General features: G+C 62.3%; 20 protein-coding genes and 1 riboswitch. Of the genes, 5 read left to right on the top strand and 15 right to left on the bottom strand.

What is annotated here, in order from left to right; translation table 11 throughout:
* Window positions 1–127: 127 nt before the first annotated feature.
* The 3 genes from M0D66_RS36060 (at window position 128) to M0D66_RS36050 (ending at window position 3,842) form a co-directional block, all read left to right on the top strand.
* A complete protein-coding gene (locus tag M0D66_RS36060) occupies window positions 128–877 on the top strand; it encodes a DUF969 domain-containing protein (RefSeq protein WP_266212751.1) in 750 nt (249 codons plus the stop codon).
* Window positions 874–1,830 carry a DUF979 domain-containing protein gene (locus M0D66_RS36055; protein ID WP_175053966.1) on the top strand — a complete coding sequence of 319 codons (957 nt, stop codon included), beginning with the start codon at window positions 874–876 and terminating at the stop codon, window positions 1,828–1,830. Before M0D66_RS36060 ends, M0D66_RS36055 begins: the two co-directional genes overlap by 4 nt.
* Before the next feature lie 218 nt (window positions 1,831–2,048).
* Window positions 2,049–3,842, top strand: a complete 1,794-nt coding sequence (locus M0D66_RS36050; protein ID WP_266212750.1) for a tetratricopeptide repeat protein — start codon at window positions 2,049–2,051, stop codon at window positions 3,840–3,842.
* Window positions 3,843–3,940: 98 nt separating this feature from the next.
* Here M0D66_RS36050 and M0D66_RS36045 read toward each other — a convergent pair whose 3' ends face one another.
* From M0D66_RS36045 to M0D66_RS35985, 13 genes are all read right to left on the bottom strand, one after another.
* Window positions 3,941–4,198 (bottom strand): BrnA antitoxin family protein, encoded by a 258-nt coding sequence (locus M0D66_RS36045; protein WP_211706175.1) that lies wholly within the window; start codon window positions 4,196–4,198, stop codon window positions 3,941–3,943.
* A 51-nt stretch (window positions 4,199–4,249) separates the two neighbouring features.
* A complete protein-coding gene (locus M0D66_RS36040) occupies window positions 4,250–4,528 on the bottom strand; it encodes a BrnT family toxin (protein WP_266212749.1) in 279 nt (92 codons plus the stop codon).
* A gap of 202 nt (window positions 4,529–4,730) precedes the next feature.
* Window positions 4,731–5,882, bottom strand: coding sequence for a TraB/GumN family protein (locus M0D66_RS36035; RefSeq protein WP_200653120.1), 1,152 nt, complete (start codon window positions 5,880–5,882; stop codon window positions 4,731–4,733).
* Window positions 5,875–6,894, bottom strand: a complete 1,020-nt coding sequence (locus M0D66_RS36030; RefSeq protein WP_093640961.1) for a peptide ABC transporter ATP-binding protein — start codon at window positions 6,892–6,894, stop codon at window positions 5,875–5,877. Before M0D66_RS36030 ends, M0D66_RS36035 begins: the two co-directional genes overlap by 8 nt.
* The gene (locus M0D66_RS36025) at window positions 6,891–7,895 is read right to left on the bottom strand and encodes an ABC transporter ATP-binding protein (protein ID WP_093640958.1); all 1,005 of its coding nucleotides are present in this window, start codon (window positions 7,893–7,895) and stop codon (window positions 6,891–6,893) included. Before M0D66_RS36025 ends, M0D66_RS36030 begins: the two co-directional genes overlap by 4 nt.
* Window position 7,896: 1 nt before the next feature.
* Entirely contained in the window at window positions 7,897–8,814 is a 918-nt protein-coding gene (locus M0D66_RS36020) for an ABC transporter permease subunit (protein WP_200653122.1), read from the bottom strand.
* A gap of 7 nt (window positions 8,815–8,821) precedes the next feature.
* Window positions 8,822–9,832, bottom strand: a complete 1,011-nt coding sequence (locus tag M0D66_RS36015) for an ABC transporter permease subunit (protein WP_093640952.1) — start codon at window positions 9,830–9,832, stop codon at window positions 8,822–8,824.
* Window positions 9,833–9,964: 132 nt separating this feature from the next.
* Window positions 9,965–11,593, bottom strand: a complete 1,629-nt coding sequence (locus M0D66_RS36010; RefSeq protein ID WP_256455908.1) for an ABC transporter substrate-binding protein — start codon at window positions 11,591–11,593, stop codon at window positions 9,965–9,967.
* 208 nt (window positions 11,594–11,801) lie between these two features.
* Window positions 11,802–13,445, bottom strand: coding sequence for an ABC transporter substrate-binding protein (locus tag M0D66_RS36005; RefSeq protein WP_266212748.1), 1,644 nt, complete (start codon window positions 13,443–13,445; stop codon window positions 11,802–11,804).
* Window positions 13,446–13,760: 315 nt separating this feature from the next.
* A complete protein-coding gene (gene metF, locus M0D66_RS36000; protein WP_093640943.1) occupies window positions 13,761–14,591 on the bottom strand; it encodes a methylenetetrahydrofolate reductase [NAD(P)H] in 831 nt (276 codons plus the stop codon).
* A gap of 11 nt (window positions 14,592–14,602) precedes the next feature.
* A complete protein-coding gene (locus M0D66_RS35995) occupies window positions 14,603–14,956 on the bottom strand; it encodes a phage holin family protein (protein WP_054040830.1) in 354 nt (117 codons plus the stop codon).
* 128 nt (window positions 14,957–15,084) lie between these two features.
* Window positions 15,085–16,500 carry an adenosylhomocysteinase gene (ahcY, locus tag M0D66_RS35990; RefSeq protein WP_093640940.1) on the bottom strand — a complete coding sequence of 472 codons (1,416 nt, stop codon included), beginning with the start codon at window positions 16,498–16,500 and terminating at the stop codon, window positions 15,085–15,087.
* 33 nt (window positions 16,501–16,533) lie between these two features.
* A riboswitch (S-adenosyl-L-homocysteine riboswitch) is annotated at window positions 16,534–16,668 on the bottom strand.
* Window positions 16,669–16,721: 53 nt separating this feature from the next.
* Window positions 16,722–17,519, bottom strand: a complete 798-nt coding sequence (locus M0D66_RS35985) for a glycosyltransferase family A protein (protein WP_266212747.1) — start codon at window positions 17,517–17,519, stop codon at window positions 16,722–16,724.
* Window positions 17,520–17,742: 223 nt separating this feature from the next.
* Between M0D66_RS35985 and M0D66_RS35980 the strand changes: the two genes are divergently transcribed.
* Window positions 17,743–18,720, top strand: coding sequence for a LysR family transcriptional regulator (locus M0D66_RS35980; RefSeq protein ID WP_200622485.1), 978 nt, complete (start codon window positions 17,743–17,745; stop codon window positions 18,718–18,720).
* Between the two features lie 145 nt (window positions 18,721–18,865).
* Here the strand turns inward: M0D66_RS35980 and M0D66_RS35975 are convergent, their stop codons facing one another.
* Both M0D66_RS35975 and M0D66_RS35970 read right to left on the bottom strand, forming a co-directional pair.
* Entirely contained in the window at window positions 18,866–20,617 is a 1,752-nt protein-coding gene (locus M0D66_RS35975; protein WP_266212746.1) for an OmpA family protein, read from the bottom strand.
* A 172-nt stretch (window positions 20,618–20,789) separates the two neighbouring features.
* A complete protein-coding gene (locus M0D66_RS35970) occupies window positions 20,790–22,439 on the bottom strand; it encodes a GMC family oxidoreductase (RefSeq protein WP_266212745.1) in 1,650 nt (549 codons plus the stop codon).
* Between the two features lie 309 nt (window positions 22,440–22,748).
* Between M0D66_RS35970 and M0D66_RS35965 the strand changes: the two genes are divergently transcribed.
* Window positions 22,749–24,434, top strand: a complete 1,686-nt coding sequence (locus tag M0D66_RS35965) for an isovaleryl-CoA dehydrogenase (RefSeq protein ID WP_266212744.1) — start codon at window positions 22,749–22,751, stop codon at window positions 24,432–24,434.
* Window positions 24,435–24,441: the final 7 nt, after the last annotated feature.

The following is a 24,441-nucleotide window of genomic DNA, read 5'->3' as shown; positions in this document are numbered from 1 at the left end:
GTGCAGGTGTAGTCGAAGCAACGCGGCCATCAAGAGCCGTAGCAGCAAGACGGCGCGTGGATCATCAGGCGCCGGCCCACGTTAGCCGCCATAAGCGGCGAGGTTGAAACCCTGTTTGGAGATCCAGATGCAGACAACAGTCAGTCTATGGCCGCTCATTGGCGTGGCCGTCATCATCGTCGGCTTTTTATTACGGTTCAATCCGATGCTGATCGTGGCGGTGGCCGCGATCATCACAGGCCTGGCCGCGCACTTCCCGCCTGAAAAGATCCTCGCTGAAATCGGCACCGGTTTCATCAAGACCCGCAATATCCCGTTGATCATCCTGCTGCCGCTGGCCGTGATCGGCCTGCTGGAACGGCATGGCCTGCGCGAGCGCGCGCAAGCGTGGATCGGCGGCATCAAGGCCGCGACCGCAGGGCGCTTGCTGATCGTCTATCTGCTGGTGCGCGAACTGACCGCCGCTGTCGGCCTGACCGGTCTCGGCGGCCATCCGCAAATGGTGCGTCCGCTGATCGCACCGATGGCCGAAGGCGCGACTGAAACGCGCTTCGGCAAGATCAGCGACGCCGTGCGTTTCAAATTGCGCGCCTACTCCGCGGCGACCGACAACGTCGGCCTGTTCTTCGGTGAGGACATCTTCGTCGCGTTCGGCGCAATCGTGCTGATGACGACCTTCCTGAAAGAAGCCGGCATCATCGTCGAGCCGATTCACGTGGCCGTCTGGGGCATCCCGACCGCGATCTGCGCGTTCATCATTCACGGTTTCCGCCTCTATCTGCTCGACCGCAGGCTCGAACGCGAACTGCGCGGCAATGCCGCAGCGAACACCGCCTCCGTTGCGCCGACGCAACCCGCCGCAGGAGACAAAGCATGACGTTCACGATTACCTATTTGTTCTGGCTGCTCGGCGTCGTGCTGCTGGTGATCGGCGGCATGATCGTCACGGATAAGGAACACCCGCGCCGTTTCACCGCCGGCGGTTTCTGGATTCTTTACGCGCTGATTTTCCTGATCGGCGACAAGCTGCCACCCTCGGTGGTCGGCGTGCTCGTAATCGTGATGGCGCTGGCCGCAGGCTTCGGCGGCGTGACCGCGGCCAAGCCGAAACTGCTGTCGCTCGAAGCGCGCAAGGCGAGCGCCGCGCGTCTGGGCAACAAGCTGTTCGTGCCCGCGCTGACGATTCCGGTCGTCACCGTGATCATTACGTTGTCGGCCAGCCATCTGATTTTCGGCGGCATGCCGCTGATCGAGAAAGCGAACGTCACGCTGATCGGCTTCGGCATCGGCTGCGTGATTGCACTTGCGATCGCGTGCGTGCTGACGCGCGATACCGTCGGTCAGTCGATGAAAGAGGCGCGCCGCCTCGTCGATGCGTTGTCATGGGCCGCGGTGCTGCCGCAGATGCTCGGCATGCTCGGCCTCGTGTTCTCGGACGCCGGCGTCGGCAAGGCGGTCGCTCACGTGACCACGGCCTACATCAGCCTCGATTACCGCTTTATCGCGGTGGCCGTGTACTGCATCGGCATGGCGCTTTTCACTATGGTGATGGGTAACGGCTTCGCCGCGTTCCCGGTGATGACAGGCGGCGTCGGCGTGCCGATCCTGGTCGGCGTGTTCCACGGCAATCCGGCAGTGATGGTCGCGATCGGCATGTTCTCTGGCTACTGCGGCACGCTGATGACGCCGATGGCCGCGAACTTCAACATGGTGCCGGCCGCGCTGCTCGAACTGCCAGATAAGAATGCGGTGATCAAGGTGCAGGTGCCCACTGCGCTGAGCTTGCTGGTTGTGAACATCTTCCTGTTGAATTTCCTGATGTTCCTGTAGGGCGGTTGGCCGAGCCGCGTGGCAAATGCCAACATCGCGTAGGACTTTCGCTCTGGTCCATGCACGCGCGTGAGTCCGCGGCAAATGGACGCCGCCGAATTCGGAGGCGTCCGATCGTCCGGCAAGGGGCCTGAACATAAGCTGGTGGATGATCTTCCATCCACATGCGCTGGCGACGCGCGCAACGCGCGCCGTCAGCGCTTTCCAGCAGGTCCCTCATGGAACACCAATCCCACCCCGACACCGCACCGCCCTCCGCTTACCTCACCTCTCTGATCGAGGCCGCGCTCGAAGCACACCAGGCCGGCCGTCTCGATACCGCCGAACCTCTTTACCGCGAAGCCCTCGCACTTGACCCAACGCATGCCAAAACACTGCATTACTTCGGCGTGCTGCAACATCAGCGCGGCGATCATGGTTTCGCCGCCGAGTTGATGAGCGAAGCGCTCAAACTCGATCGCACTGATGCCGCCTGCTGGAGCAACCGTGGCCTCGTCGCCGCTGCGCTCGGCCATCGCGAAGAAGCGATGATCTGCTATGACCAGGCGCTGCAGTTGCAACCGGATTTCGCCGACGCGCGCAACAACTTCGGTGTCGCGCTGCAAGCGCAAGGCTCATTCGAAGTAGCGATCGAACAGTATCGGCTGGCGTTGGCGGTCAATCCCTCGCTGGCCGACGTACATCTGAATCTCGGCACGGCGCTGAACAAGCTCGGCCGCTACGACGAAGCGCTGGCCTGCTATCAAAACGCGCTGTCGCTCGATCCACAATCGGCGGAAGCGCATTTCAATGCTGGCAATGCGTACAACGCGCAAGGCGATCACGCGGCGGCCATCGCCAGTTTCGAGCGGGCACTGGCACTGCGCGGCGACTATGCCGAGGCTCACATCAACCTGGGCAGCCTGATCGGCAAGCTCGGCGACTACGTCGGCGCCGAATCGCAGTATCGGCGTGCGGTCGCACTCAAGCCGAACCCGACGAATCTGGTTTGCCTCGGCGGCTCGCTTGGCGCGCAGGATCGCCTCGATGAAGAAGAAGGCTTCTACCGCCACGCACTGGCGCTCGATCCCAACTACGCAGACGCGCATCAGGGCCTCGCGTGGCTGTTGCTCAAGCGCGGCGACTACAAGCAGGGTTGGGCGGAGTTTGCGAAGCGCTGGCGCAAGAGCGACTACGAGGCGATCGCTGTGCCGGACGTTGCCGAGTGGCATGGCGAGCCGCTCGACGGGCGCCGTCTGTTGCTGGTCGGCGAACAGGGTTTCGGCGACCATTTCCAGTTCCTGCGCTATGCGCGCGTCCTCGAGCAACTCGGCGCCGCGGTCGATCTTTGTGTGCGCGAGCCGCTTCTGCCGCTGGTCGAACGCATCCCGGGCTTGCATCGCGCGTTCAGCGGCAAGCCTGAAGGTCCGTACGATTTCTGGGTGCCGATGATGAGCGTGCCGTCGTGCGTCGGCACCGAACTGTCGACCATCCCCGTGGACGTGCCGTATATGTTCGCCGACAAGGCAAAGATCAAAACATGGCGCAAGCGGGTGGACGCAGCCGGCAAAGCAAAACGCAAAGTGGGCCTGGTGTGGTCCGGCAGCCCGACGTTCGGCAACGATCGTTATCGCTCGATGGCTTTGGCCGCCCTGAGCCCACTAACCGAGCTGAAGGACATCGCGTGGTACGCGCTGCAAAAGGGCGCCGCGCACGCTCAGTTGGCTGATGCGCCCGAAGCTTTCCGCGCCCACGATTTCACCGAAGATTTGAAGAGCTTCGACGACACCGCCGCGCTCATCATGAATCTCGACCTTGTGATCGCCGTGGACACCGGCGTGGCGCACCTGGCGGCCGCACTAGGCAAGCCGGTGTGGGTGTTGCTGCCCGCCAACTCGGACTGGCGCTGGCTCGAAGAGCGCAGCGATTCGCCGTGGTATCCGGCGATGAAGTTGTTCCGGCAGACCAGGTTGGGCGATTGGGCGCCGGTGGTCGAACGCGTATCGGAAGAACTACGCGACGGCGGCCTATAAAACCTGCGCTGCGCAGATTTCAGACGTTTCTGCGCAGCGCTTTCTCAATCCCTTCGAACACACCTTCGTACGCAGACAGAATGCCGCGTCGCCGCGCCTTAAGAACGGCGACGCTGCTGCGCCAGCATGTAAGCGCGCAACAACTTGTTGATGCGAGTTTGATAGCCCGCCCCCTGCTCTTTGAACCAGCTCAGTACATCCGCGTCCAGTCGCATGGTCACAGCCTGTTTCGGCGGAACGTGCAGCTCGGCACGGTCAAAAAAGTCGTCACCCAATTCGGGCACGTCGCTCGTGTCGATTTGCGCGTCGCCTGCTTTTGCAAGTCGCTTCCAGTCGGTTCCTGATGTTTTACCCATGATTTCGCCTCTGCTCCTTTTCAGCCATTCCCACGCTACCCACCGTGCCGGTCAATTCCAGACGCTGTATTTGTAGCGTTTGACCTCGTGCTTCGTCGCCTTGCGGACCGAAATGATACGGATCACATCGGCATTGCGTTCGACGTACACCACCACACCTACGATGGCGGCCATCCAACCCAGCGCGATCCAGCGTTCCTCGCCGTAGTCTTCCCGCTGGTCTATCGCCGTCAGCACCGGATGATCGAACACGTCGACAGCATCCCGGAAATCGATGCCATGCTTACGAATGTTGATTTGATTCTTGAGTTCGTCCCATTCAAACCGCACACAGCACCTGTATTGATATCTGTACATACATCATAGCACGCACGCGTAGCTATGTCCGCGTGAGCCGCGAGCAGTTTGCGACACACGTCAGCATCGGACTGGCTGTGAAATTACCGGTTCCTGATCTGGCCGAACGGCCTACCCCGGTTAGGACTGTGACCAACCACGCCGCAGATTTCGCAGCGTAAGGCTGAGGTGGGTCTCACCCCGCATCCACCACGAACCCGTGCTGCCGCAAAAGCTGCAGCACGCCCTTGCGGCCACCCAGATGCAACGCGCCGATCGCTACGAACACCGGCTTGTTCGGCCCGGCGATCAGCAGCATCCGCGATACGAAGCGCCGGTTGCGCTCGTACACGATCCGGTTGTCGATCGAATCGGAAATCCGCTTGTCGCGCGCCAGCTTTTCGGTTTTGGCGGCTTGCCACGCCGCAATCGCATCGGCATCGCCCACTCGCCACAGCCGATGCAACGTCTTCACATCGTCGACGTTTTCCGCGGGCGTCTGCACCAGGTCCTGGGCGAGCATTTCGCGTTGCTGCGCAAGCGTGAGTCCGGTGAACGCACGCATTTGCTGTGGCAAGGTCTCGAGGCCGACGATCTTGCCGCGCGTCCTGATGTACACGTTCTGCAATTGCGCTTCCGTGCCGTACTCGGTCTGCAAGCCGGCACTCAACGAATCGTAGGTTTCGACCACCAGTGACGCGAGCCACGGCCGCATCTTCTTGATTTCATCCTGCGCCGCGGGATTGCCGCGCAGGCGCAAGGCCAGCTTGCGCCACAAAGGCTCCGGCAACAGACCTGGCAAACAGTCGCGCCGGCATACGCCGTACTTCGACACATCGTCTTGCGAGACCAGCAGTTCGTCGGGTGAAAGTTCGAGCGCCAGCGTCGGCGAGGCCGCCAGGGCGCCGAGGATCGGCGCGCGGAACGGTTGCCCGGGCGGATAGTCGGCCGGGTCGCCGACATGCAACGTGCCAAGCACGTAAATGGTCGTGGTGCCGCGCGTCGCGACATAGAACGGCATGCGCGCCGGCTGCGCGCGTACCGGACCGCTCGCCGTGGTACCAGGCGTAGCGGGCGGCGGATTGAAGCCGGGCAAGGTGCTGCGTGGCGGCGCCGGCAGACTGGGCACCGGCACCGCCGGCCGCCCCGCCTGAGCGGGCGCATTGGCGGCCGCGCCAGCAGCATGCGCGAGGCCGATCGGCCCTGCGCTCAGGTGAAAAGCAGAACATACGCCGAGGAGCGTGGCACCGGTCAGTGCAAACGCTCCCCAGCGCCGCGCGAAAGCAGTGTGGCGGCCACCATCACGCGAGCGGCGCGCAAGACGACGCGCCGCCACTGCATCAGGCATCCATGTCCCCCACCTCCTCGGCGCGGTGACACGACACCTGACGGCCATCCACTTCACGCAACTTCGGTTCTTCGCTGCGGCAACGGTCGATCGCGTACGGGCAGCGCTGATGGAACGTGCAGCCCGACGGCGGATTCAGCGGCGACGGCATTTCGCCTTGCAGCTTGATCTTGATCGTGCGATCCGCTTCGAAGATCGAAGGCGTGGCCGACATCAACGCACGCGTGTACGGATGTCGCGGATTCGAGAAAATCCGCTTCTTGTCGCCAAGCTCCGCCACGCCACCGAAGTACATCACCATCACATCGTCGGCGATATGTTCCACCACCGAAAGATTGTGCGAGATGAACACGTAGCTGGTCTTGAACTGCTCCTGCAGATCCATGAACAGATTGAGAATCTGCGCCTGGATCGACACGTCGAGCGCGGACACCGGTTCATCGGCGACCACGATTTGCGGATCGAGGATCATCGCGCGCGCAATCGCCACACGCTGCCGCTGACCGCCCGAGAACATATGCGGATAGCGCTTGGCATGCTCCGGACGCAGGCCGACCGTGCGCATCATCTGCGCGATCCGTTCGGCGCGTTCGGTCGTGCTCAGTTGCGTGTTGATCGCGAGCGGTTCGCTAAGCGTCTGCTCGACTGTCTTGCGCGGATTCAGCGAGGCAAACGGATTCTGGAACACCATTTGCACGCGCCGCCGCAACGCTGCGATCTTCGCATGATCGGCGCCCGCTACGTCTTCACCGTCGATCAACAGACGGCCCGCGCTGGGCTTTTCGATCATGGTCAGTTGACGTGCGAGGGTGGATTTTCCGCAACCGGATTCACCCACCACCGCCAGAGTCTTGCCGCGTTCGAGCGCAAACGACACGCCGTTCAAAGCCTTGACCGTGCCCTGGCTGAACATGCTGCGCTTCACCGAGTAGTAGCGCGCCAGTTTGTCGGCAACCAGGACGTGATCGCCCGCATGGTCCGACTGGCGCCGCGGTTCGAGTACTGCGTTCATCGTGCGCCTCCATGGGTGTGAACGTTGGCGTCGCCGCTCAGGTTCAGGGGTTTGATGCAGCGCACGCGCGCCACTTCTGCGTGACCTTGCATCGGTGTCAATGCCGGTCGCGCCTTCATGCAGTCGTCGACCACGTACTTGCAGCGCGGTGCGAAGAGACACCCTTTCGGACGATCATCACGCCCCGGCACCATGCCCGGCAGTGCGGCGAGCCGCACCGCGCCGACATTGTGTTCCGGAATCGCCGCCAGCAGCGCTTCCGTGTACGGATGATGCGGCGCCGCGAAGATGTCCGGCACGCGGTTCGTTTCGATCACTTCGCCAGCGTACATGACCGCGACTCGCTGCGCGACCTCGGACACCACCGCCAGATCGTGCGAGATCAGCACGAGCGCCATGCCGCGTTCCTTCTGCAGCTTGATCAGCAGTTCCATGATCTGCGCCTGGATCGTCACGTCGAGCGCGGTGGTCGGTTCGTCGGCGATCAGCAGCTTCGGGTTGCAGGCAATCGCCATCGCGATCATCACGCGCTGGTTCATGCCGCCCGACATCTGATGCGGAAATGAACCGATGCGGCCTTTCGGGTCAGGAATACCGACCTGGTCGAGCAACTCCAGCGCGCGTTTGTCCAACGCACTGCCGCGCAGGCCTTCGTGCAGCTTCAGCACTTCCTTGATCTGATAGCCGACCGTGTAGCTCGGATTCAGACTGGTGAGCGCGTCCTGGAACACCATCGCGATGTCTTTGCCGATGATCTTGCGGCGCTCTTTGGCCGACGCCTTCAGCAGATTCTTGCCGTTGAAGGTGATTTCGTCGGCGGTGACTTTGCCGGGCGCGTCGATCAGGCCCATCAGCGCCATCATCGTCACGCTCTTGCCCGAACCCGATTCGCCGACTACGCCGACCACTTCGCCGGGCGCGACATCGAGATTGATCCGATCGACTGCGGGCAGTCCGTTGAAATTCACCGCCAGATTGCGGATGGTCAATAAGTTGCTCATGTCATGCCATCCGTTTCAGTTTGGGATCGAGTGCGTCGCGCAGCCCGTCGCCGAGCAGATTGATCGCGAGCACCGAGATCAGGATGGAAAGACCCGGCATCGTGACGATCCACCAGGCGCTGTCGATATAGTCGCGCGCCGAGGCCAGCATCGCGCCCCACTCTGCCGAAGGCGGTTGCACGCCGAGACCGAGGAAGCCGAGCGCGGCAGCATCGAGAATCGCCGACGAAAAACCCAGCGTAGCCTGCACGATCAACGGTGCGGTGCAGTTCGGCAGCACTTGCGAGAACATCAGACGCAGCGTGCCCGCGCCGGCGACGCGCGAAGCCGTCACATATTCCTTCTGCAATTCGCCTTGCGCCGACGCTCGCGTCAAACGCACATAACCCGGCAGCGCGACGATCGCAATCGCCAGCATCGTGTTGACGAGACCCGGGCCGATGATCGCGACCACCGCGACTGCCAGCAGCAGCGAGGGCAACGCGAGCAGCACGTCCATGATGCGCATGATCGGCGTATCGGCCCATTTCTCGAAGAACGCCGCGATCAAGCCAAGCACGATGCCCGGAATCAGCGCGAGCACCACCGAGACGAAGCCGATCCAGAACGACAGCCGCGCGCCGTACATCAGACGCGAGAGGATATCGCGGCCTGCTTCGTCGGTGCCGAGAACGAACTTCCAGTTACCGCCGTCGAGCCAGGCGGGCGGGATTTTCACGGAGTCGCGATACTGTTCGATCGGGCTATGCGGCGCGATCAAGGGCGCGAAGATCGCGATGAAGATCAACACCAGCACGATGATGCCGGCAACAACCGCACCACGGTTTCGCGAGAAATTCGCCCAGAATTCGCGGGCGGCGATGGCGCGGCCGCTGGGCGGCGTTACTGCTGTGGGGACTGTATTTTGTATGTCTGCCATGATCAGGTTACCTCGTATGGCGAATGCGCGGATTCAGCACGCCGTACAACAGATCGACGACGAGGTTCACAACGATCACCAGCGTAGCGATCATCAGGATACCGCCCTGCACCACCGGATAGTCGCGCCGGCCGATCGCGTCGATCAGCCACTTGCCGATACCCGGCCACGAAAACAGCGTCTCCGTCAGCACGGCGCCTGCGAGCAAGGTGCCGACCTGCAAGCCGATCACGGTCACGACCGGAATCAGCGCATTACGCAATGCATGCACGACGATCACGCGGCCCGGCGACAAACCCTTCGCACGTGCAGTGCGAATGTAGTCTTCGCGCAGCACTTCGAGCATCGACGAACGCGTCATGCGCGCGACGACCGCCAGCGGAATCGTGCCGAGCACAATGGCCGGCAAAATCAGATGGCTGACCGCGGATTTGAACGCGCCTTCATCGGTGGACATCAACGCGTCGATCAGCATGAAGCCGGTCACGTGCGGAATGTCATATTCGACGGCAATGCGTCCCGACACCGGCGTCCAGCCCAGGTCGACGGAAAAAAACATGATGAGGATCAAGCCCCACCAGAAGATCGGCATCGAGTAGCCCGTGAGCGCCGTGCCCATCACGCCGTGATCGACCACCGTGCCGCGCCTGAGCGCCGCGAACACGCCCGAGGGCAAGCCGACGATCAACGCGAACAGCATCGCGCAGATCGACAGTTCGACGGTAGCGGGAAAACGTGCGAGGAATTCGCCCATCACGCTGGTATTGGTGATGATCGAGGTGCCGAGGTCGCCGTGCATGGCGCGACCGATGTAATGAACGTATTGCATCGGCAAGGACTCGTCGAGCCCGAGGCGGTGCATCGCGGCGGCGTGCATGGCGGGATCGACGCCGCGCTCGCCCATCATCACTTCGATGGGGTCGCCCGGTATCAGGTGAATCAGCGCAAACGCGAGGATCGTGATGCCGATGAACGTCGGTATCACCATGCCGATGCGGCGCAAAACGAAGCGGAACATGGTTCGTCCCTATGGTCTTGATGAAGAAAAAACGCAACCGGCGACGAGGGCTTGTGACCCCGGTCGCCGGACCATTTCGACCAGTTTTCTAACCGTGCGAAAAGCTACTGCGTAAGCTTGACTGTATGACTGTTACTTGACGCTGACGCCGTCGAAACGCGCATAACCCAGCGGTTCGATACGCATATCGACCACCTTCTTGCTGACAGGCTGGTACACGGTCGAGTGAGCGATCGGCGAGAACGGCAGTTGCTGCGCGAAGATCTGCTGCGCCTGCATGTAAGCCGTCGTACGTGCGCCCTGATCGGACGTGACGCGCCCCTTCTGGATCAGATCGTCGAACGGCTTATAGCACCACTTCGAGAAGTTGTTGCCGTTCACCGCTTCGCAGCCGAGCAGCGTGCCGAGCCAGTTGTCCGGATCGCCGTTGTCGCCGGTCCAGCCGATCAGCATCGTGTCGTCTTCACCTGCGTGCGCGCGCTTGATGTACTCGCCCCATTCGTACGTGACAATCTTCGCCTTCACGCCGATCTTGGCCCAGTCGGCCTGGATCATTTCCGCCATCAGGCGGGCGTTCGGGTTATAAGCGCGTTGCACCGGCATCGCCCACAGCGTGATGTCGAAACCGTTCGGATAACCGGCCTTGGCCAGCAGCGCCTTGGCCTTGTCCGAATCGAAGGATGCGCCCTTCAGGTTCTTGTCGTACGACCATTGGGTCGGCGGCATCGGGTTCGTCGCGGACTGGCCTGCGCCTTGATACACCGACTCGATGATCGCCTTCTTGTTGATCGCCATGTCGAGCGCCTGACGCACTTCGAGCTTGTCGACCGGCTTGTGCGTCACGTTGTACGCGAGATAGCCCAAGTTGAAGCCCGGTTGCGACGGCATGTCGATATTCGCTTCAGCCTTCAGCGGTGCGATGTCGGCCGGACGCGGATAGCTCATCACCTGGCATTCGTCGCGCTTGATCTTTTGCACGCGCACGCCGGCGTCCGGCGTGATCGAGAAGATCAGCTTCGAGATCTTCACCGCGTTCGGCTTCCAGTAATCCGGATTGCCGTCGAAGCGGATCGTCGCGTCTTTCGTGTAGCTGCGGAAGATGAACGGACCCGTGCCGACCGGGTACTGGTTGATGTCGGCGGCCTTGCCGGCCTTCATCAACTGGTCGCCGTATTCACCCGACAGAATCGACGCGTATTCCATCGCCAGATTCTGAATGAACGGCGCGTTGACTTCCTTCAGCGTGAACTTGACCGTGTACGGATCGACCTTTTCGACGCTAGTGATCAGCTTGTCGAGGCCCATGTCGGTGAAGTACGGGAACTGCACCGGATAAGCCTTATGGAAGGCCGAGTTCGTATCCAGCATGCGCTGGAACGTGAACACGACGTCGTCCGCATTGAATTCGCGCGTCGGCTTGAAGAACGACGTGGTCTGGAACTTCACGCCATGACGCAGGTGGAACGTGTACGTCTTGCCGTCCGCGGAGACTTCCCATTTTTCGGCGAGGCCCGGCTCGACCTTGGTGCCGCCGCGCTCGAATTCGACGAGGCGGTTGTAGACGGTGAACGTGTTAGCCGTGAAATCGGTGCCCGTGGTGTACTGGGCCGGATCGAAACCCGCAGGGCTGCCTTCTGAGCAGTAGACGAGTGTTTTGTTCGGAATCTCGGCATGCGCGCTCGTAGCGCCCAGCATCGATGCCGCTGCAGCTGCGACGAGCGTCGTAACACGCGCGGCGCGCAACAGGTTGTTTTGCTTCATGTTTCCTCCAGGTTCGGGGCCGGCTTCCGCCGGCGTAGCGCGATCTTACTTGAGCTTGGCTCACAGCAACAAGCGGAGGAAAATACCCCTGTTGACGATCGGAAACAGTTAGGGCATGTGGGCGGCCGTACGCCGGCGCTGGCCGGAGCGTACGGCTGTTACGAAGACGAGGCGAGGCGGCCTCGGCCGGAAAACCGCCCGCCTGCTGTTATTTCAGGCCGACGTTCATGAATTGCGTCGGGCCGAACGGGTCGATCTTGAAGCCCGTGACGTTTTTGCTGATGGGCTGATACACCGTGGAATGGGCGATTGGCGTGAACGGCACCTGGTCCTTGAAGATTTCCTGGGCTTCCGTATAAGCCTTGGTGCGCTCGGCAAGATCGGTCGTGCCGCGACCCTTCCGGATCAGATCGTCGTAAGGCTTGTAGCACCATTTGGAAAAATTACTGCCGTTCACCGCGTCGCAGCCGAGCAATACGCCCAGCCAGTTATCCGGATCGCCATAGTCGCCGGTCCAGCCGATCAGCATTGCCTCATGCTCGCCCGAATGACCGCGGCGAATATATTCACCCCATTCGTAAGTAGCGATCTTCACCTTGACGCCGATCTTCGCCCAATCCGCCTGCAGCATTTCCGCCATCAGACGCGCGTTCGGGTTGTAAGGCCGCTGAACCGGCATGGCCCACAGCGTCAGATCGAAGCCGTCGGGGTAGCCCGCCTCCTTGAGGAGCGCTTTCGCTTTGTCGACGTCGTACGGGGCGTCCTTCAGATTCTTGTCGTAGCCCCATTGCGTCGGCGGCATCGGATTGGTCGCCGCCTGGCCGGCGCCCTGATACACCGATTCGATAATCGCTTTCTTGTTGATCGACATATCGAGTGCGCGGCGCACCATCAGATTGTCGAGCGGCTTCTTGGTGTTGTTGTACGCGATATAGCCGAGATTGAAACCGACCTGACTCGGAATGGCGAGCGATGCATCGGCTTTAACCGCTGGAATATCGCCGGGGCGCGGATACGACATCACCTGGCACTCACCGCGCTTCAATTTTTGCAGCCGCACGGCCGGGTCGACGGTAATCGCGAATATCAGCTTGCTGATTCTGACGACACCCGGTTTCCAGTAATCGGGATTGCCGTCAAACCGGATTGAATCGTCCTTCGTATAGCTGCGGAAAATGAATGGACCGGTACCGACCGGATATAGATTCATATCGGACGCTTTACCTGCTTTCAGTAACTGATCGGCGTATTCAGCCGACAAAATCGACGCAAACGGCATTGCGATCTGCTGCAAAAACGGCGCATCGACTTCCTTCAGCGTGAAACGCACCGTATACGGATCGAGCTTCTCGACCTTGGTGATGTTCTTCGCGAGGCCAAGGTCGGTGAAATACGGAAACGGCACTGCGTAGGCTTTGCGGAACGGCTGTTCCGGATCGAGCATCCGCTGATAAGTAAAGACGACGTCGTCAGCGTTGAATTCGCGAGTGGGTTTGAAGAACGAGGTGGTCTGGAACTTCACGCCGTGCCGCAGATGGAACGTGTAAGTCAGGCCGTCCTGCGATACGTCCCATTTCTCGGCAAGGCCAGGCTCGATATCGGTACTGCCGTGCGCGAACTCGATCAGCCGGTTATAGACCGTGTACGACCCGGCGGTGAATTCCACGCTGGTGGTGAACTGGGCGGTGTCGAAACCCGCCGGACTGCCTTCGGAGCAAAACACGAGGGTTTTGTCGGGCAGCGTGGCCGCGTCGGCTACGGCGGGCGCGAGGCCGGCAGCCAGCACCGCACAGGCGCTCAAGACTGGCAAACAGGCATGGCGAACTGCAAACAGCAATCGGGATACTGTCATCACGTTCTCCGCACAGCAGCCAAGTCAGCTGCGCTTCGATCATAGACAGTGCAAAAATCGGGTTCAATGCGGGCTTACGCTTCGCAAGAAATGCCCAAATGGGCATGTTTGTTGCGTCGCAGCAGGATGTGATGCCTGACGCGGAGCTCGGATTGCCCGCGCCGCTGGCGTGCACTGCACTGCACGCCGGTGCAACGTAAGGCACAGAATGCGCGGGCACATTTCAGGCGCGAGGCGCGGCCGCGTCGGATTTCACCTATAAAAAAACCGCGCGGCAGGTAAGCCGCGCGGTTTCTGGACAACGGTGCCTAAAGTTTAAGCGCCCAGCCGTTCGCAGATCGCCTTGGTCGCCGCGGCGCCATTGAGCGTGTAGAAGTGCAGGCCCGGCACCTTCGCCTCGATGAGACGCCCGCACAGGTCGGTCACCACGTCCAGCCCAAAGGCGCGAATCGACTCGCGGTCATCGCCGAAGCTTTCCAGACGGCGCGCGACCCAACGCGGCACTTCCGCGCCGCACATCTCCGAGAAACGCATCAGCTGCGAGAAGTTCGTGATCGGCATGATGCCCGGCACGATCGGCACGTCGACGCCGAGTTTCCGCGCGTCGTCGACGAAGCGGAAGTACGCATCCGCGTTGAAGAAGTACTGCGTGATCGCCGAATTGGCGCCGGCCTTCACCTTGTGGGCGAAGTTTTCCAGATCGTGACGCGGCGAGCGCGACTGCGGGTGGTACTCCGGATAGCCGGCCACCTCGATCCAGAACCAGTCGCCGAATTCGGCGCGGATAAAGCTCACCAGTTCCGACGCGTAACGCAATTCGCCGACTTCGCCCATGCCGGACGGCAGATCGCCGCGCAGCGCGACGATATGGCGGATGCCATGCGCGCGGTACTCGTTGAGGATCGCGCGCAGGCTCTCTTTCGAGGAGCCGATGCACGAGACGTGGGGCGCCGCTTCGAGCCCTTCCTTCGCCATTTCGACGACGGTGTCGAGCGTGCCCTGTTGCGTCGAGCCGCCGGCGCCGAACGTGACAGACACGAACTTGGGCTTGAGCGACGCAAGCTGCCCGCGGGTGGCGCGCAGCTTGTCGACGCCTTCCTGCGTTTTCGGCGGGAAGAATTCGAATGAAAGTTCGATCGGGTTCATGATTCAGTAGATCAACCGAGACTGCGGTTGCCGAAAATAAGCGCGGACAGCAGCCAGGAAACGATGCTGTACAGAATCGAGCCGAAGAAGGCCGACCAGAAACCCGACACCTCGAATCCCTTCAGCAGCGACGCGCACAGCCAGAAGCACAGCGCATTGACCACCAGAATGAAGAGTCCGAGCGTGACGATCGTGACGGGCAGCGTCAACAGGATCAGCACCGGACGCAGGATCGTATTGATCAATCCGAGCACCACCGCGACGATCAAGGCGGTGCCGAAACTACGGATATGAATCGACGGTACGAGGTAGGTGATGATCAGGAGCGCAAGCGCGTTGATCAGCCAGGTCAGCAGCACGGTCATGTAGAGCTCCTTTGGCAGGGTGTCCGTTTGAACGGAAACGGGCGGGCATGGCGAACAAAGCGGCGCCTTACGCGCCGCCTCGCCGTCAAACTGTCATGCTTTAAAACCGCCCGCGCGCTTGATGCTACTTAGTAGCGGTAGTGGTTCGGCTTGAACGGACCGTTCTTGTCGACGCTGATATAGCTCGCCTGATAGTCCGACAGCACCGTCAGTTCTGCGCCGATACGGCCCAGATGCAGACGCGCCACCTTTTCATCAAGGTGCTTCGGCAACACGTAGACCTTGTTTTCATACTTGTCGCCGTGCACGAACAGTTCGATCTGCGCGATCGTCTGGTTCGTAAACGATGCCGACATCACGAACGACGGATGGCCCGTTGCGCAACCCAGATTCACCAGACGCCCTTCAGCCAGCAGGATGACGCGCTTGCCGTCCGGGAAAATGATGTGGTCGACTTGCGGCTTAATGTTTTCCCACTGGTACTTACGCGTCGACGCAACGTCGATTTCCGAATCGAAGTGACCGATGTTGCAGACAATCGCGTTGTTGCGCATGGCAGCCATATGATCGTGGCCGATCACGTGGAAGTTGCCCGTTGCCGTCACGAAGATGTCAGCCTTATCTGCCGCGTATTCCATCGTCACGACGCGATAGCCTTCCATCGCTGCCTGCAACGCGCAGATCGGATCGATTTCCGTGACCCACACCGTCGCGCCCAGACCGCGCAACGATTGCGCGCAACCCTTGCCCACGTCGCCGTAACCCGCCACAACCGCGATCTTGCCCGCGATCATCACGTCGGTTGCGCGCTTGATACCGTCGACCAGCGACTCGCGGCAGCCATACAGGTTGTCGAATTTCGACTTCGTGACCGAATCGTTCACGTTGATGGCCGGGAACGGCAGGCGCCCTTCCTTTTCCATCTGATACAGACGGTGCACGCCGGTCGTGGTTTCTTCGGTCACGCCCTTGATGTGCGCGAGACGCGTGGAGTACCACACCGGATCGGCGTCGAGATGCTTGGCGATCGACTTGTACAGCGCGACTTCTTCTTCGTTTTCCGGCTTCGAGATCACCGAACGGTCTTTCTCAGCCTTCGAGCCGAGGATCAGCAGCAACGTGGCGTCGCCGCCGTCGTCGAGGATCATGTTGGCGAACTCGCCATTCGGCCATTCGAAAATGCGGTGCGAGAATTCCCAGTATTCGTCGAGCGATTCGCCCTTGAACGCGAACACCGGCACGCCGCCTTGCGCAATCGCGGCGGCTGCATGATCCTGCGTCGAGAAGATGTTGCACGATGCCCAGCGCACGTCCGCGCCGAGTGCCGTCAGGGTTTCGATCAGCACGCCGGTTTGAATCGTCATGTGCAGCGAACCCGCAATACGCGCACCCTTCAGCGGCTGCGAGCTCTTGTATTCCTCGCGCGTCTGCATGAGGCCGGGCATTTCGGTTTCAGCGATATTCAGTTCCTTGCGGCCCCAGGCTGCAAGCGACATATCGGCGACGAGGAAATCTTGCTTTGAATCGAGAACTGCGGCGTTCATCACGCCCTCCTTTCTAAAAAATTGACTAGAAATTTGACGTGAGCGCGGTTCGATGCGGTGGATGGGAGCGCAATGCGCATCCTGGCCCTCCGATTGAAGCCTCCGAGCCTGGCGGGCGGCCGGCGAATATGCTGATTCGCGGTACCCGTCGCAACGCTCCTCGAAGACGAACGGCGATTGTAGCAAATCGAGATGGCTTCGGGGTGGTGCCGGGCTGGTGATTACGCGGCGCGATTCTGGGGAGCAGAGGCGGCTGGCACGGCAGCGACGCTTGCCGTGCGCAACTGCTCGATGCCCGCGCGGGCGGTTTCGAGAAACTGCCTCGAAAAGCGAAATGCGTCGGCCACGTCGGCGGGATCCGGTGTCTGCAAACCAAGAGCGATACGGAAATAGCGTTCGGCGTGAATGCCCGCGTGGTAATGCATACGCACGCGCTTCGCGTCGTCCAGACGCCGGTTGCCGAAAATGTCGCGCAGAGCCCATGAAAACGCGCCGTCTTCGCCACCGATGCGGCGGAACGCGTCGTCCATCGGAAAGCCGCCGAGCGCGGCATATACCGCGCGGCGGATGATCAGGCTGCTCGGTACCGTATTGCTAAGCGTCGCGGCGTGCTGGGCGAAGTCATCATGCCCCGTGAGCTCTGCCGGAAAATCCGTGTACTCGACGTCGAGCCGTACAGACACTTCATTCGGGTTCTGCGTGAGAAACGCGCTCGCGGCGGCTAACGCGCCGGGCAGGTATTCATCGTCGGCGTCAAGGAAGGCAAGCAGACCGTGAGCCGCACGCATCGCGCCCCAGTTGCGCGCCCGAGCCGGGCCGCCGTTGTACGGCATCTGCAGCAAGCACACGCGTGCGTCGAGACGCCCGTAGTGTGCGACCAGATCGGCGGATGCATCGGTCGAGCCGTCGTCCACCACGATGATCTGCGCGGCTTCCGGCTGAATCAGGCAACTTTGGAGCGCACGGCCGAGCGTCGCCGCGCCGTTGTAGCAGGGAATGATGATCGAGATGGACGTCATGAATTGAAACGGGCGCTGCGGGCCAAACGGTAGAGAACCGTCGATGGTAGCCCGCTTCCCGTCGGGTCCATCCTGGAAAAGCGGCGTGCGCGGCCGTGCCGACCAACGCACTGCGCGCAAACGGCGCCGACACGAAGCGCGCCATTCGCTTGCCCCTCAACATAAATACGATGACTTACAATCGCTCGGGTCATTCCAAATTGGAATTCTGGAGCCTGAGATCGTGGAACTACGAGCGCTGCGATATTTCGTCGAAGTGGTCCGTCAACAGAGCTTCACTGTCGCCGCCGAGCAGATGTTCGTCACGCAGCCGACCATCAGCAAGATGGTCAAGTCGCTGGAAGACGAAATCGGCTCGCCGCTGCTGCTACGCGACGGGCGCCAGATGGTGCTGACCGACGCCGGCCGGATCGTCTATCAGCGCGGTCAGGATGTGCTGGCCGCGCACGCGCAGTTGCAGGCCGAGTTGAATGACCTCGACACGCTCGGCCGCGGCGAGCTGACCATCGGCATTCCGCCGATGGGCGGCTCGCTGTTCACGCCGGCCATCGCCGCCTTCCGCCAGCGCTACCCAAAAATCGAGCTGAAGTTGTTCGAGCAGGGTTCGCGCGCGATTGAGACCGCGCTGATCCACGGCGAGCTGGAGTTAGGTGGCGTGTTACAGCCGGTCGATCCGGAAAACATCGAGGTGCTGCCAATGACCCGGCAATTGCTGTGGCTGGTCGCCCGCACCGGCTCGCGCTGGGACGATCTGCACGAAGTGCCGCTCGTCGAACTCGCCAACGAGCCATTCGTGTTTTACGGCGAGAGCCTCGCGCTCAACGACGTCGTGCTGAACGCGTGCCGCACCGCCGGCTTTGCGCCGACCATCGTCGGGCGAAGCGGACACTGGGATTTCATGGCGGCGCTGGTGCTGGCCGGCGTCGGTATCGCGCTGTTGCCGGCGCCGTACTGCCGGCGGCTCGACGCGGCGCAGTTCACCTGCCGACCCGTGGTGGAACCGGAGATTCCGTGGGAAATGGCAATCGGCTGGCGCCGCAATGGGTATCTATCGCACGCAGCGCGCGCGTGGCTGGAGGTAGCGCGCGAGACGCTGCCGGGTCAGGCCGGCGACGATTTCATGCTGGGGCCGGGCATCGGCATGACCGGCATCACGGCGCCCGTTCAAACACCGCCGCCGGAAACGCGGCCGGCTAAGTGACGACATGCCGCCCGGTGCAGACCGGACGGCATGCCTTCCTAGCTAAGCCGACCTTGACGGCTTGGCTCAAAAGTCCGCCTCGAGAGCCTGCGCCAAGGCGCATCTCAGAGACTTACTTACCTTCACGGCTTACCAAGCTCCATCATTACTGCTGCGCGACAAACTCGATGCGGCGATTGGCAAAACGGCCGCTTGCCGTGTCGTTGCTCGCGACCGGATTCGCATCGCCATAACCTTGCGCGACCAGCGAATCCGCCGGCACACCCGTCTTCACGAGATACGCGCGAACCGCTTCGGCGCGCTTCTTCGACAGTTGCAGATTGCCTTGTGCACCGCCGACATTGTCCGAATAGCCGGCTACTTCGAGCTTGGCCGTCTTGCCGTTACGCGCGCAGGCATTCAACACTTGCGCCGACTGATTCAGATCTTCCAGCGCCGAGGCCGGCACGCGAGCACCGGCGCTTGCGAAGTTGATCACCTGCAGGTTCAGCACCTTGACCACGTCTGCTGTCACGCACGAACTATCCGGCGCGAGGAGGCCCTTGATCGCGCTGCGGAAGTTTTCCGTTGCGTTGGCGACCGCCTGTTCGACGTTGAACGAACCGATCTGATACGAGGCGCCGAACAGAGATTTGAGTTTGTCGAGCCAGCCGAGCTTCGCGTTTGCCGCGCTGCCGCTCAGTTCGATGTGCGCGCCACCCACTTTCACCTCGGCGCCCGGCAATGCCATCAGCGGCAGCAGGCCATTCAGATGAACGAGCCAGTCGGCTTGCTTGGTGTCCTGATCGACGGTGACGTTCGCGACGAAACGGTCAGCGCCGAAGTGCTTTGTCAGCGCGTCGATTAGTTGGGTCTTTTCGGCTTCGCTGCCAACCGTGGCGGTGAGCGTCGGCTTACCGGCGGGGTCGACTGTGAAGCTGAGTTGGCTGTCTTTGGTCGGCGCGGGCGCGGCGGCAGGTTGCTGCGTGTCGCTGGCGGCGCTTGCTGCGACGGCACTGGCGGCAGGCGTCGAAGCAGCGACATCAGCGGCCGCGGGCGCGACGGCCGAAGCCCCAGCCGATGCGGAAGCGGGCTGCACCGTTGCCGCGGCTTCCGCACTACTGCGCTCACCGCTTTGTTCGCCTCGTTGCTCGCTATGGCAACCACGCAGGAACAGGAAAGCCAGCACCGCAGCAATCGCCGCGAGCAGCCACCACACCCACTTGCGCGGACGGCGCTCTTCGCGCACCACCGCGTCGGCCGGCACGCGGATGCTCGACATGGCTTCGGCCACGGGTTTGGCAGCAGGCGTCGGATGATCGATGTGCGCCGAGACCGCTTTCAGCTGCGACAGAATATTGCCGGTGAACGCGCCGAGTCCGCTCAGCCCAAGGCCTGCCATCAGACGATCATTCAGGTACGGCGCAATGGCCGGCAGTTGATGGCCGAGCAGCGTCGGCAACTGGCCGACATTGCCCCGACCTTCGAGAAAATGCCGCTTCAGCAAACCCAGCAACGTAGCGCCGACGATGCCCGTCATGGCGTGCGTTGCATGCGCCGGGACGCCGGTTTGGGTGGCCACCTCGTCGCTGAGCGTGTCGACGCGGCGATCGAATGCGCGCTCGAGCAATTGCCGCCCCACGCCTTCCAGCTGGCTCACGCCGGTAGTGGTACCGAGCAGTTGCGGCAACTGCTCGGCGATGTGGCCGTTCACCTCAGGCAAGAGAATCGTTGCGAACAGCGAACGCGCGCCATCGAGCGTCGCGCCCTTCTGCATCAGACCGGCCACCAGCGCCGGGCCGGTTGTTGCAAGCACCTTCTGGGTCGCGTCCGGCGGCAGCCCGAAGCGGGCCGCCATCTGTCGCACGACACCGTCCGTCAACGCGGACTGAATCAGCTGAATCACATTGATACTCATCGCTTCGCTTCCTTGATTTCCCGAACGCATCACCTGACGCGTCCTTTTTCGCGGCGCGATTATAGGTTTGGGGAAATCTCATAAACGAAACGACACAATTTATGACGAATTAGCCGACGTTCGCCTAAATATTCTTATATTTGCGACCCAGATTAAGAAAATTGATGTCCGATCAAGCCGCCACGCCGGTGACGCCGGTCGACTTCATCGCCGACGCCGTTTGCCCTTCACGCCGGCTCGCCGCGATCAGTTCGGCCGCGCGCTCACCGATCATCACCGTGGGCGAATTCGTGTTTCCGCCGATCAGCGTCGGCATCACGGAGGCATCGACGATCCGCAGCCCCGTCACGCCGCGCACGCGCAATTGCGGATCGACCACCGATTGCGCATCGCCACCCATCCGGCACGTTGCCACCGGGTGGTAGATCGTGTCGGCATGCTCGGCGATGGTCCGGCGCAATTCCTCCTCGGTCTGGCCGACATGCGTGTACAGCTCCTTGCCGCCATGCAGCGCGAGCGACGGCGCGTCGAGAATGCGCCGCGCCATCTGCGCGCCCTCCACCAGCAGGTCGAGATCGCGCGAGTCGCTGAAAAACCGCGGATCGATCACGGGCGCGGTGCGCGCGTCGGCGCTCGCGAGCGTCACCGCGCCGCGGCTATGCGGCCGCAGCACGCAGACGTGCAGCGAATAACCGTGGCCCCAGTGCATATGGCGGTTGTGGTCGTCGACGATCGCCGCGCAGAAATGCAGTTGCAGGTCCGGTCGATCGAGTGTCGGCCGGCTCCTAAGAAAGCCGCCCGCTTCGGCGACATTGCTCGACAGCATGCCCTTCCCATGCCGCATGAAGGTCACGAACTGCGGCAGCATCCGCGCAATGCCGCGAATCGAAAAGCCGGTCGGCTCGATCGACGACACCCGTTTGTTGATCGTGAAGTCGACGTGGTCGATCAGGTTCTGGCCGACCTCGGGTGCATCGTGCAGCACGGCAATGCCGAGCGACTGCAGATGCGCGGCCGGCCCGATGCCCGAGCACATCAGCAGTTGCGGTGAATTGAACGCACCCGCGGCCAGCACCACTTCGGCACGCGCTTCCAGCGTTTCGGTACGGCCGCCGCGCACAATCTCGACGCCGCTCGCGCGCTTGCCGTCGAAGGTCACGCGCAGCACCGTCGCATCGGCGATCGTATGCAGATTGGGGCGCGCGCGGTCATAGATATAGGCGCGCGCAACACTGCAGCGCCGTCCGTCGCGCTGCGTCACCTGGTAGAAGCCGATGCCTTCCTGGTCCGCGCCGTTGAAGTCGCTGTTCGATTTGTAACCGGCTTCGATCGCGGCCTGCACGAAACGCTTCGAAAACGGATTGCGATAGCGCAGATCGGACACCGTCAGCGGGCCGTCCGCGCCATGCCATGCGTCGGCGCCGCGCTCGTTGCCCTCCGCGCGCCGAAAATACGGCAGCACGTCGGCCCACGACCAGCCTTCGCAGCCGAGCTGCGCCCATTCGTCGTAATCGAGCGGATGGCCGCGCGTGTAGATCATCGCGTTGATCGCGCTCGATCCGCCGAAGCCGCGCCCACGCGGCTGATAGCCCTGGCGGCCGGCGAGCCCCGGCTGAGGCGTCGTCAGATAGCCGTAGTTGGTTTTGAGTTTGTGCGGCACGACGGCCGCCACCCCCACCGGCATGTTCACGAACAGATTTCGGTCCGTATGCGGACCGGCTTCGATCAGGGCAATCGTGGCGTCCGGACAGCTATCCGCGAGACGGCTCGCGAGCGAGCAGCCGCCTGAGCCCGCACCGACGATGATGTAGTCGTATTGCATCCGCTCCTCCAATTGGGGCCGCGTTGCTCGCGGACCCTGTCTAGTACACACTTGTCTACGTGTGTTTTAACGGCATTGTAGGGAGCGTTCGGTTGCGACGGCGGGTTCGTGTCAGAGCGATCCCTCTAAACGAAAGCCCTCCCGCGACCCTATGATGAAAGACGCGCGTGCGCCCGTCAGGCCGCCGCGCAGGGCATTCAAACACGGCGCCCGGTGCGCCGTCCTCAAAGCGTGCGGTACGACACGCCACGATAAAACAGCACAGCGTCGATTAACGATCGGCGTACATCCGGCGAACGGAGACAGCAGATGGAACGGCACAGCTTCGGCCACACTCACGACGTGACAAATCAGGCGCCTCCGCTCGCGGATTACAACCTGTTTGCGAGCGACGTGGCGTTGTCCGCCGCCCTCGAACGCGACGGCGCCGCGTGGCATCGCGAGGCGCTGCTACGGCACGGTGCAGCGCTCACCACGCCGGAGACACTCGCGCTTGCCGAACTGGCGAACCGCCACGCGCCCGAACTTGTCACGCACAGCCCGCGCGGCGAACGCATCGACGCGCTCGAATTTCACCCTTCGTGGCACACGCTGCTGTCGCTGTTGCGCGGCGAAGGCCTGCACGCGTTGCCGTTTTCGGACCCGCAGAGCGGCGCCATGGTCGCGCGTTGCGCCGGCTACTTCCTGCACGCGCAACTCGAATCCGGCTCCCTCTGCCCGCTGACGATGACCTTCGCGAGCATTCCGGTATTGCAACGCGAACCGGCTTTGTTCGAGACACTGCGCGACAAGCTCTACGCCCGCGAACACGATCCACGCGACCTTCCGCTCACGCAAAAAACCTCGGCGATGATCGGCATGGGCATGACCGAGAAACAAGGCGGCTCGGACGTGCGCAGCAACCAGACCCGTGCCTATGCCACGCGCGGCAGCGGCCGTGGCGCCGAATATCGCCTTGTCGGCCACAAATGGTTTTTCTCCGCGCCGCAATGCGACGCGCATCTGGTACTCGCCCGCACCGACGATCACGAAGGCCTGTCGTGTTTCTACGTGCCGCGTTTCGCGCCGGACGGCAGTAAGAACGCCGTGCAGATCCAGCGCCTGAAAGACAAGCTCGGCAACCGCTCGAACGCCAGCAGCGAAGTCGAATTCTTCGACGCGTTCGGCATCATGATCGGCGACGAAGGCCGCGGCGTGCCGACCATCATCGAAATGGCGAACTACACGCGGCTCGATTGCGTGATCGGCAGCGCGGCCCTGATGCGTGCGGCGCTGGTGCAGGCGATCCACCATGCACGGCATCGCAGCGCCTTCGGCCGGCAACTGGCCGATCAGCCGCTGATGCGCAATGTGCTCGCCGACCTGGCGCTGGAATCGGAAGCCGCGACGGTGCTGTTCATGCGACTAGCACGCGCTTTCGAAGCGTCGACGGATGCATCGTCGACCGCGCCCGCCGAGCGCGCGTGGCGCCGGATCGTCACGCCGGCGGCGAAGTACTGGGTCTGCAAGCGCGCGCTGGAATTCACCGGCGAGGCGATGGAAGTGTGGGGCGGCAACGGTTATGTCGAAACCGGTCCGATGGCGCGCTTCTATCGTGAAGCGCCCGTGAATTCGATCTGGGAAGGCTCGGGCAACGTGATGTGCCTCGACGTGCTGCGCGCCATGGAACGCGAGCCCGAAGCGGCGCAGGCCCTGTTCGCAGCGTGGCAAGCGGATGCGCAAGGGCACCCGGCTCTGAGCGCCGCGCTCGGCAAGCTCGCCGCCACGCTCAACGGGCCCGCCGAACATCGCGAAGCCTCCGCGCGACGGATCGCGCAGCAGATCGTGCTGATCGCGCAGGCCACCTTGCTGGTGAAGCACGCGCCGCCGGAAGTCGCCGACGCCTTCATCGCAACGCGTCTCGCCGACGGCTGCGGCGAGAGCGGCCGGGTGTACGGCACGCTGCCGGCGACGTTCGATCACGCCGCGATCATCGAGCGGGCATTTCCCGCTTGAACAGCAC

Source organism: Paraburkholderia sp. SECH2 (assembly GCF_030464795.1).
Taxonomy (GTDB): Bacteria; Pseudomonadota; Gammaproteobacteria; order Burkholderiales; family Burkholderiaceae; genus Paraburkholderia; species Paraburkholderia aspalathi.
This window is presented reverse-complemented; position numbering and strand designations above follow the sequence as displayed.

Bases quoted from the DNA above. Each gene is read 5' to 3' on its own strand.
- M0D66_RS36060 (WP_266212751.1), top strand. From the start codon at position 128: ATGCAGACAACAGTCAGTCTATGGCCGCTCATTGGCGTGGCCGTCATC.
- M0D66_RS36055 (WP_175053966.1), top strand. From the start codon at position 874: ATGACGTTCACGATTACCTATTTGTTCTGGCTGCTCGGCGTCGTGCTG.
- M0D66_RS36050 (WP_266212750.1), top strand. From the start codon at position 2,049: ATGGAACACCAATCCCACCCCGACACCGCACCGCCCTCCGCTTACCTC.
- M0D66_RS36045 (WP_211706175.1), bottom strand. From the start codon at position 4,198: ATGGGTAAAACATCAGGAACCGACTGGAAGCGACTTGCAAAAGCAGGC.
- M0D66_RS36035 (WP_200653120.1), bottom strand. From the start codon at position 5,882: ATGCCTGATGCAGTGGCGGCGCGTCGTCTTGCGCGCCGCTCGCGTGAT.
- M0D66_RS36030 (WP_093640961.1), bottom strand. From the start codon at position 6,894: ATGAACGCAGTACTCGAACCGCGGCGCCAGTCGGACCATGCGGGCGAT.
- M0D66_RS36025 (WP_093640958.1), bottom strand. From the start codon at position 7,895: ATGAGCAACTTATTGACCATCCGCAATCTGGCGGTGAATTTCAACGGA.
- M0D66_RS36020 (WP_200653122.1), bottom strand. From the start codon at position 8,814: ATGGCAGACATACAAAATACAGTCCCCACAGCAGTAACGCCGCCCAGC.
- M0D66_RS36015 (WP_093640952.1), bottom strand. From the start codon at position 9,832: ATGTTCCGCTTCGTTTTGCGCCGCATCGGCATGGTGATACCGACGTTC.
- M0D66_RS36010 (WP_256455908.1), bottom strand. From the start codon at position 11,593: ATGAAGCAAAACAACCTGTTGCGCGCCGCGCGTGTTACGACGCTCGTC.
- M0D66_RS36005 (WP_266212748.1), bottom strand. From the start codon at position 13,445: ATGACAGTATCCCGATTGCTGTTTGCAGTTCGCCATGCCTGTTTGCCA.
- metF (WP_093640943.1), bottom strand. From the start codon at position 14,591: ATGAACCCGATCGAACTTTCATTCGAATTCTTCCCGCCGAAAACGCAG.
- M0D66_RS35995 (WP_054040830.1), bottom strand. From the start codon at position 14,956: ATGACCGTGCTGCTGACCTGGCTGATCAACGCGCTTGCGCTCCTGATC.
- ahcY (WP_093640940.1), bottom strand. From the start codon at position 16,500: ATGAACGCCGCAGTTCTCGATTCAAAGCAAGATTTCCTCGTCGCCGAT.
- M0D66_RS35985 (WP_266212747.1), bottom strand. From the start codon at position 17,519: ATGACGTCCATCTCGATCATCATTCCCTGCTACAACGGCGCGGCGACG.
- M0D66_RS35975 (WP_266212746.1), bottom strand. From the start codon at position 20,617: ATGAGTATCAATGTGATTCAGCTGATTCAGTCCGCGTTGACGGACGGT.
- M0D66_RS35970 (WP_266212745.1), bottom strand. From the start codon at position 22,439: ATGCAATACGACTACATCATCGTCGGTGCGGGCTCAGGCGGCTGCTCG.
- M0D66_RS35965 (WP_266212744.1), top strand. From the start codon at position 22,749: ATGGAACGGCACAGCTTCGGCCACACTCACGACGTGACAAATCAGGCG.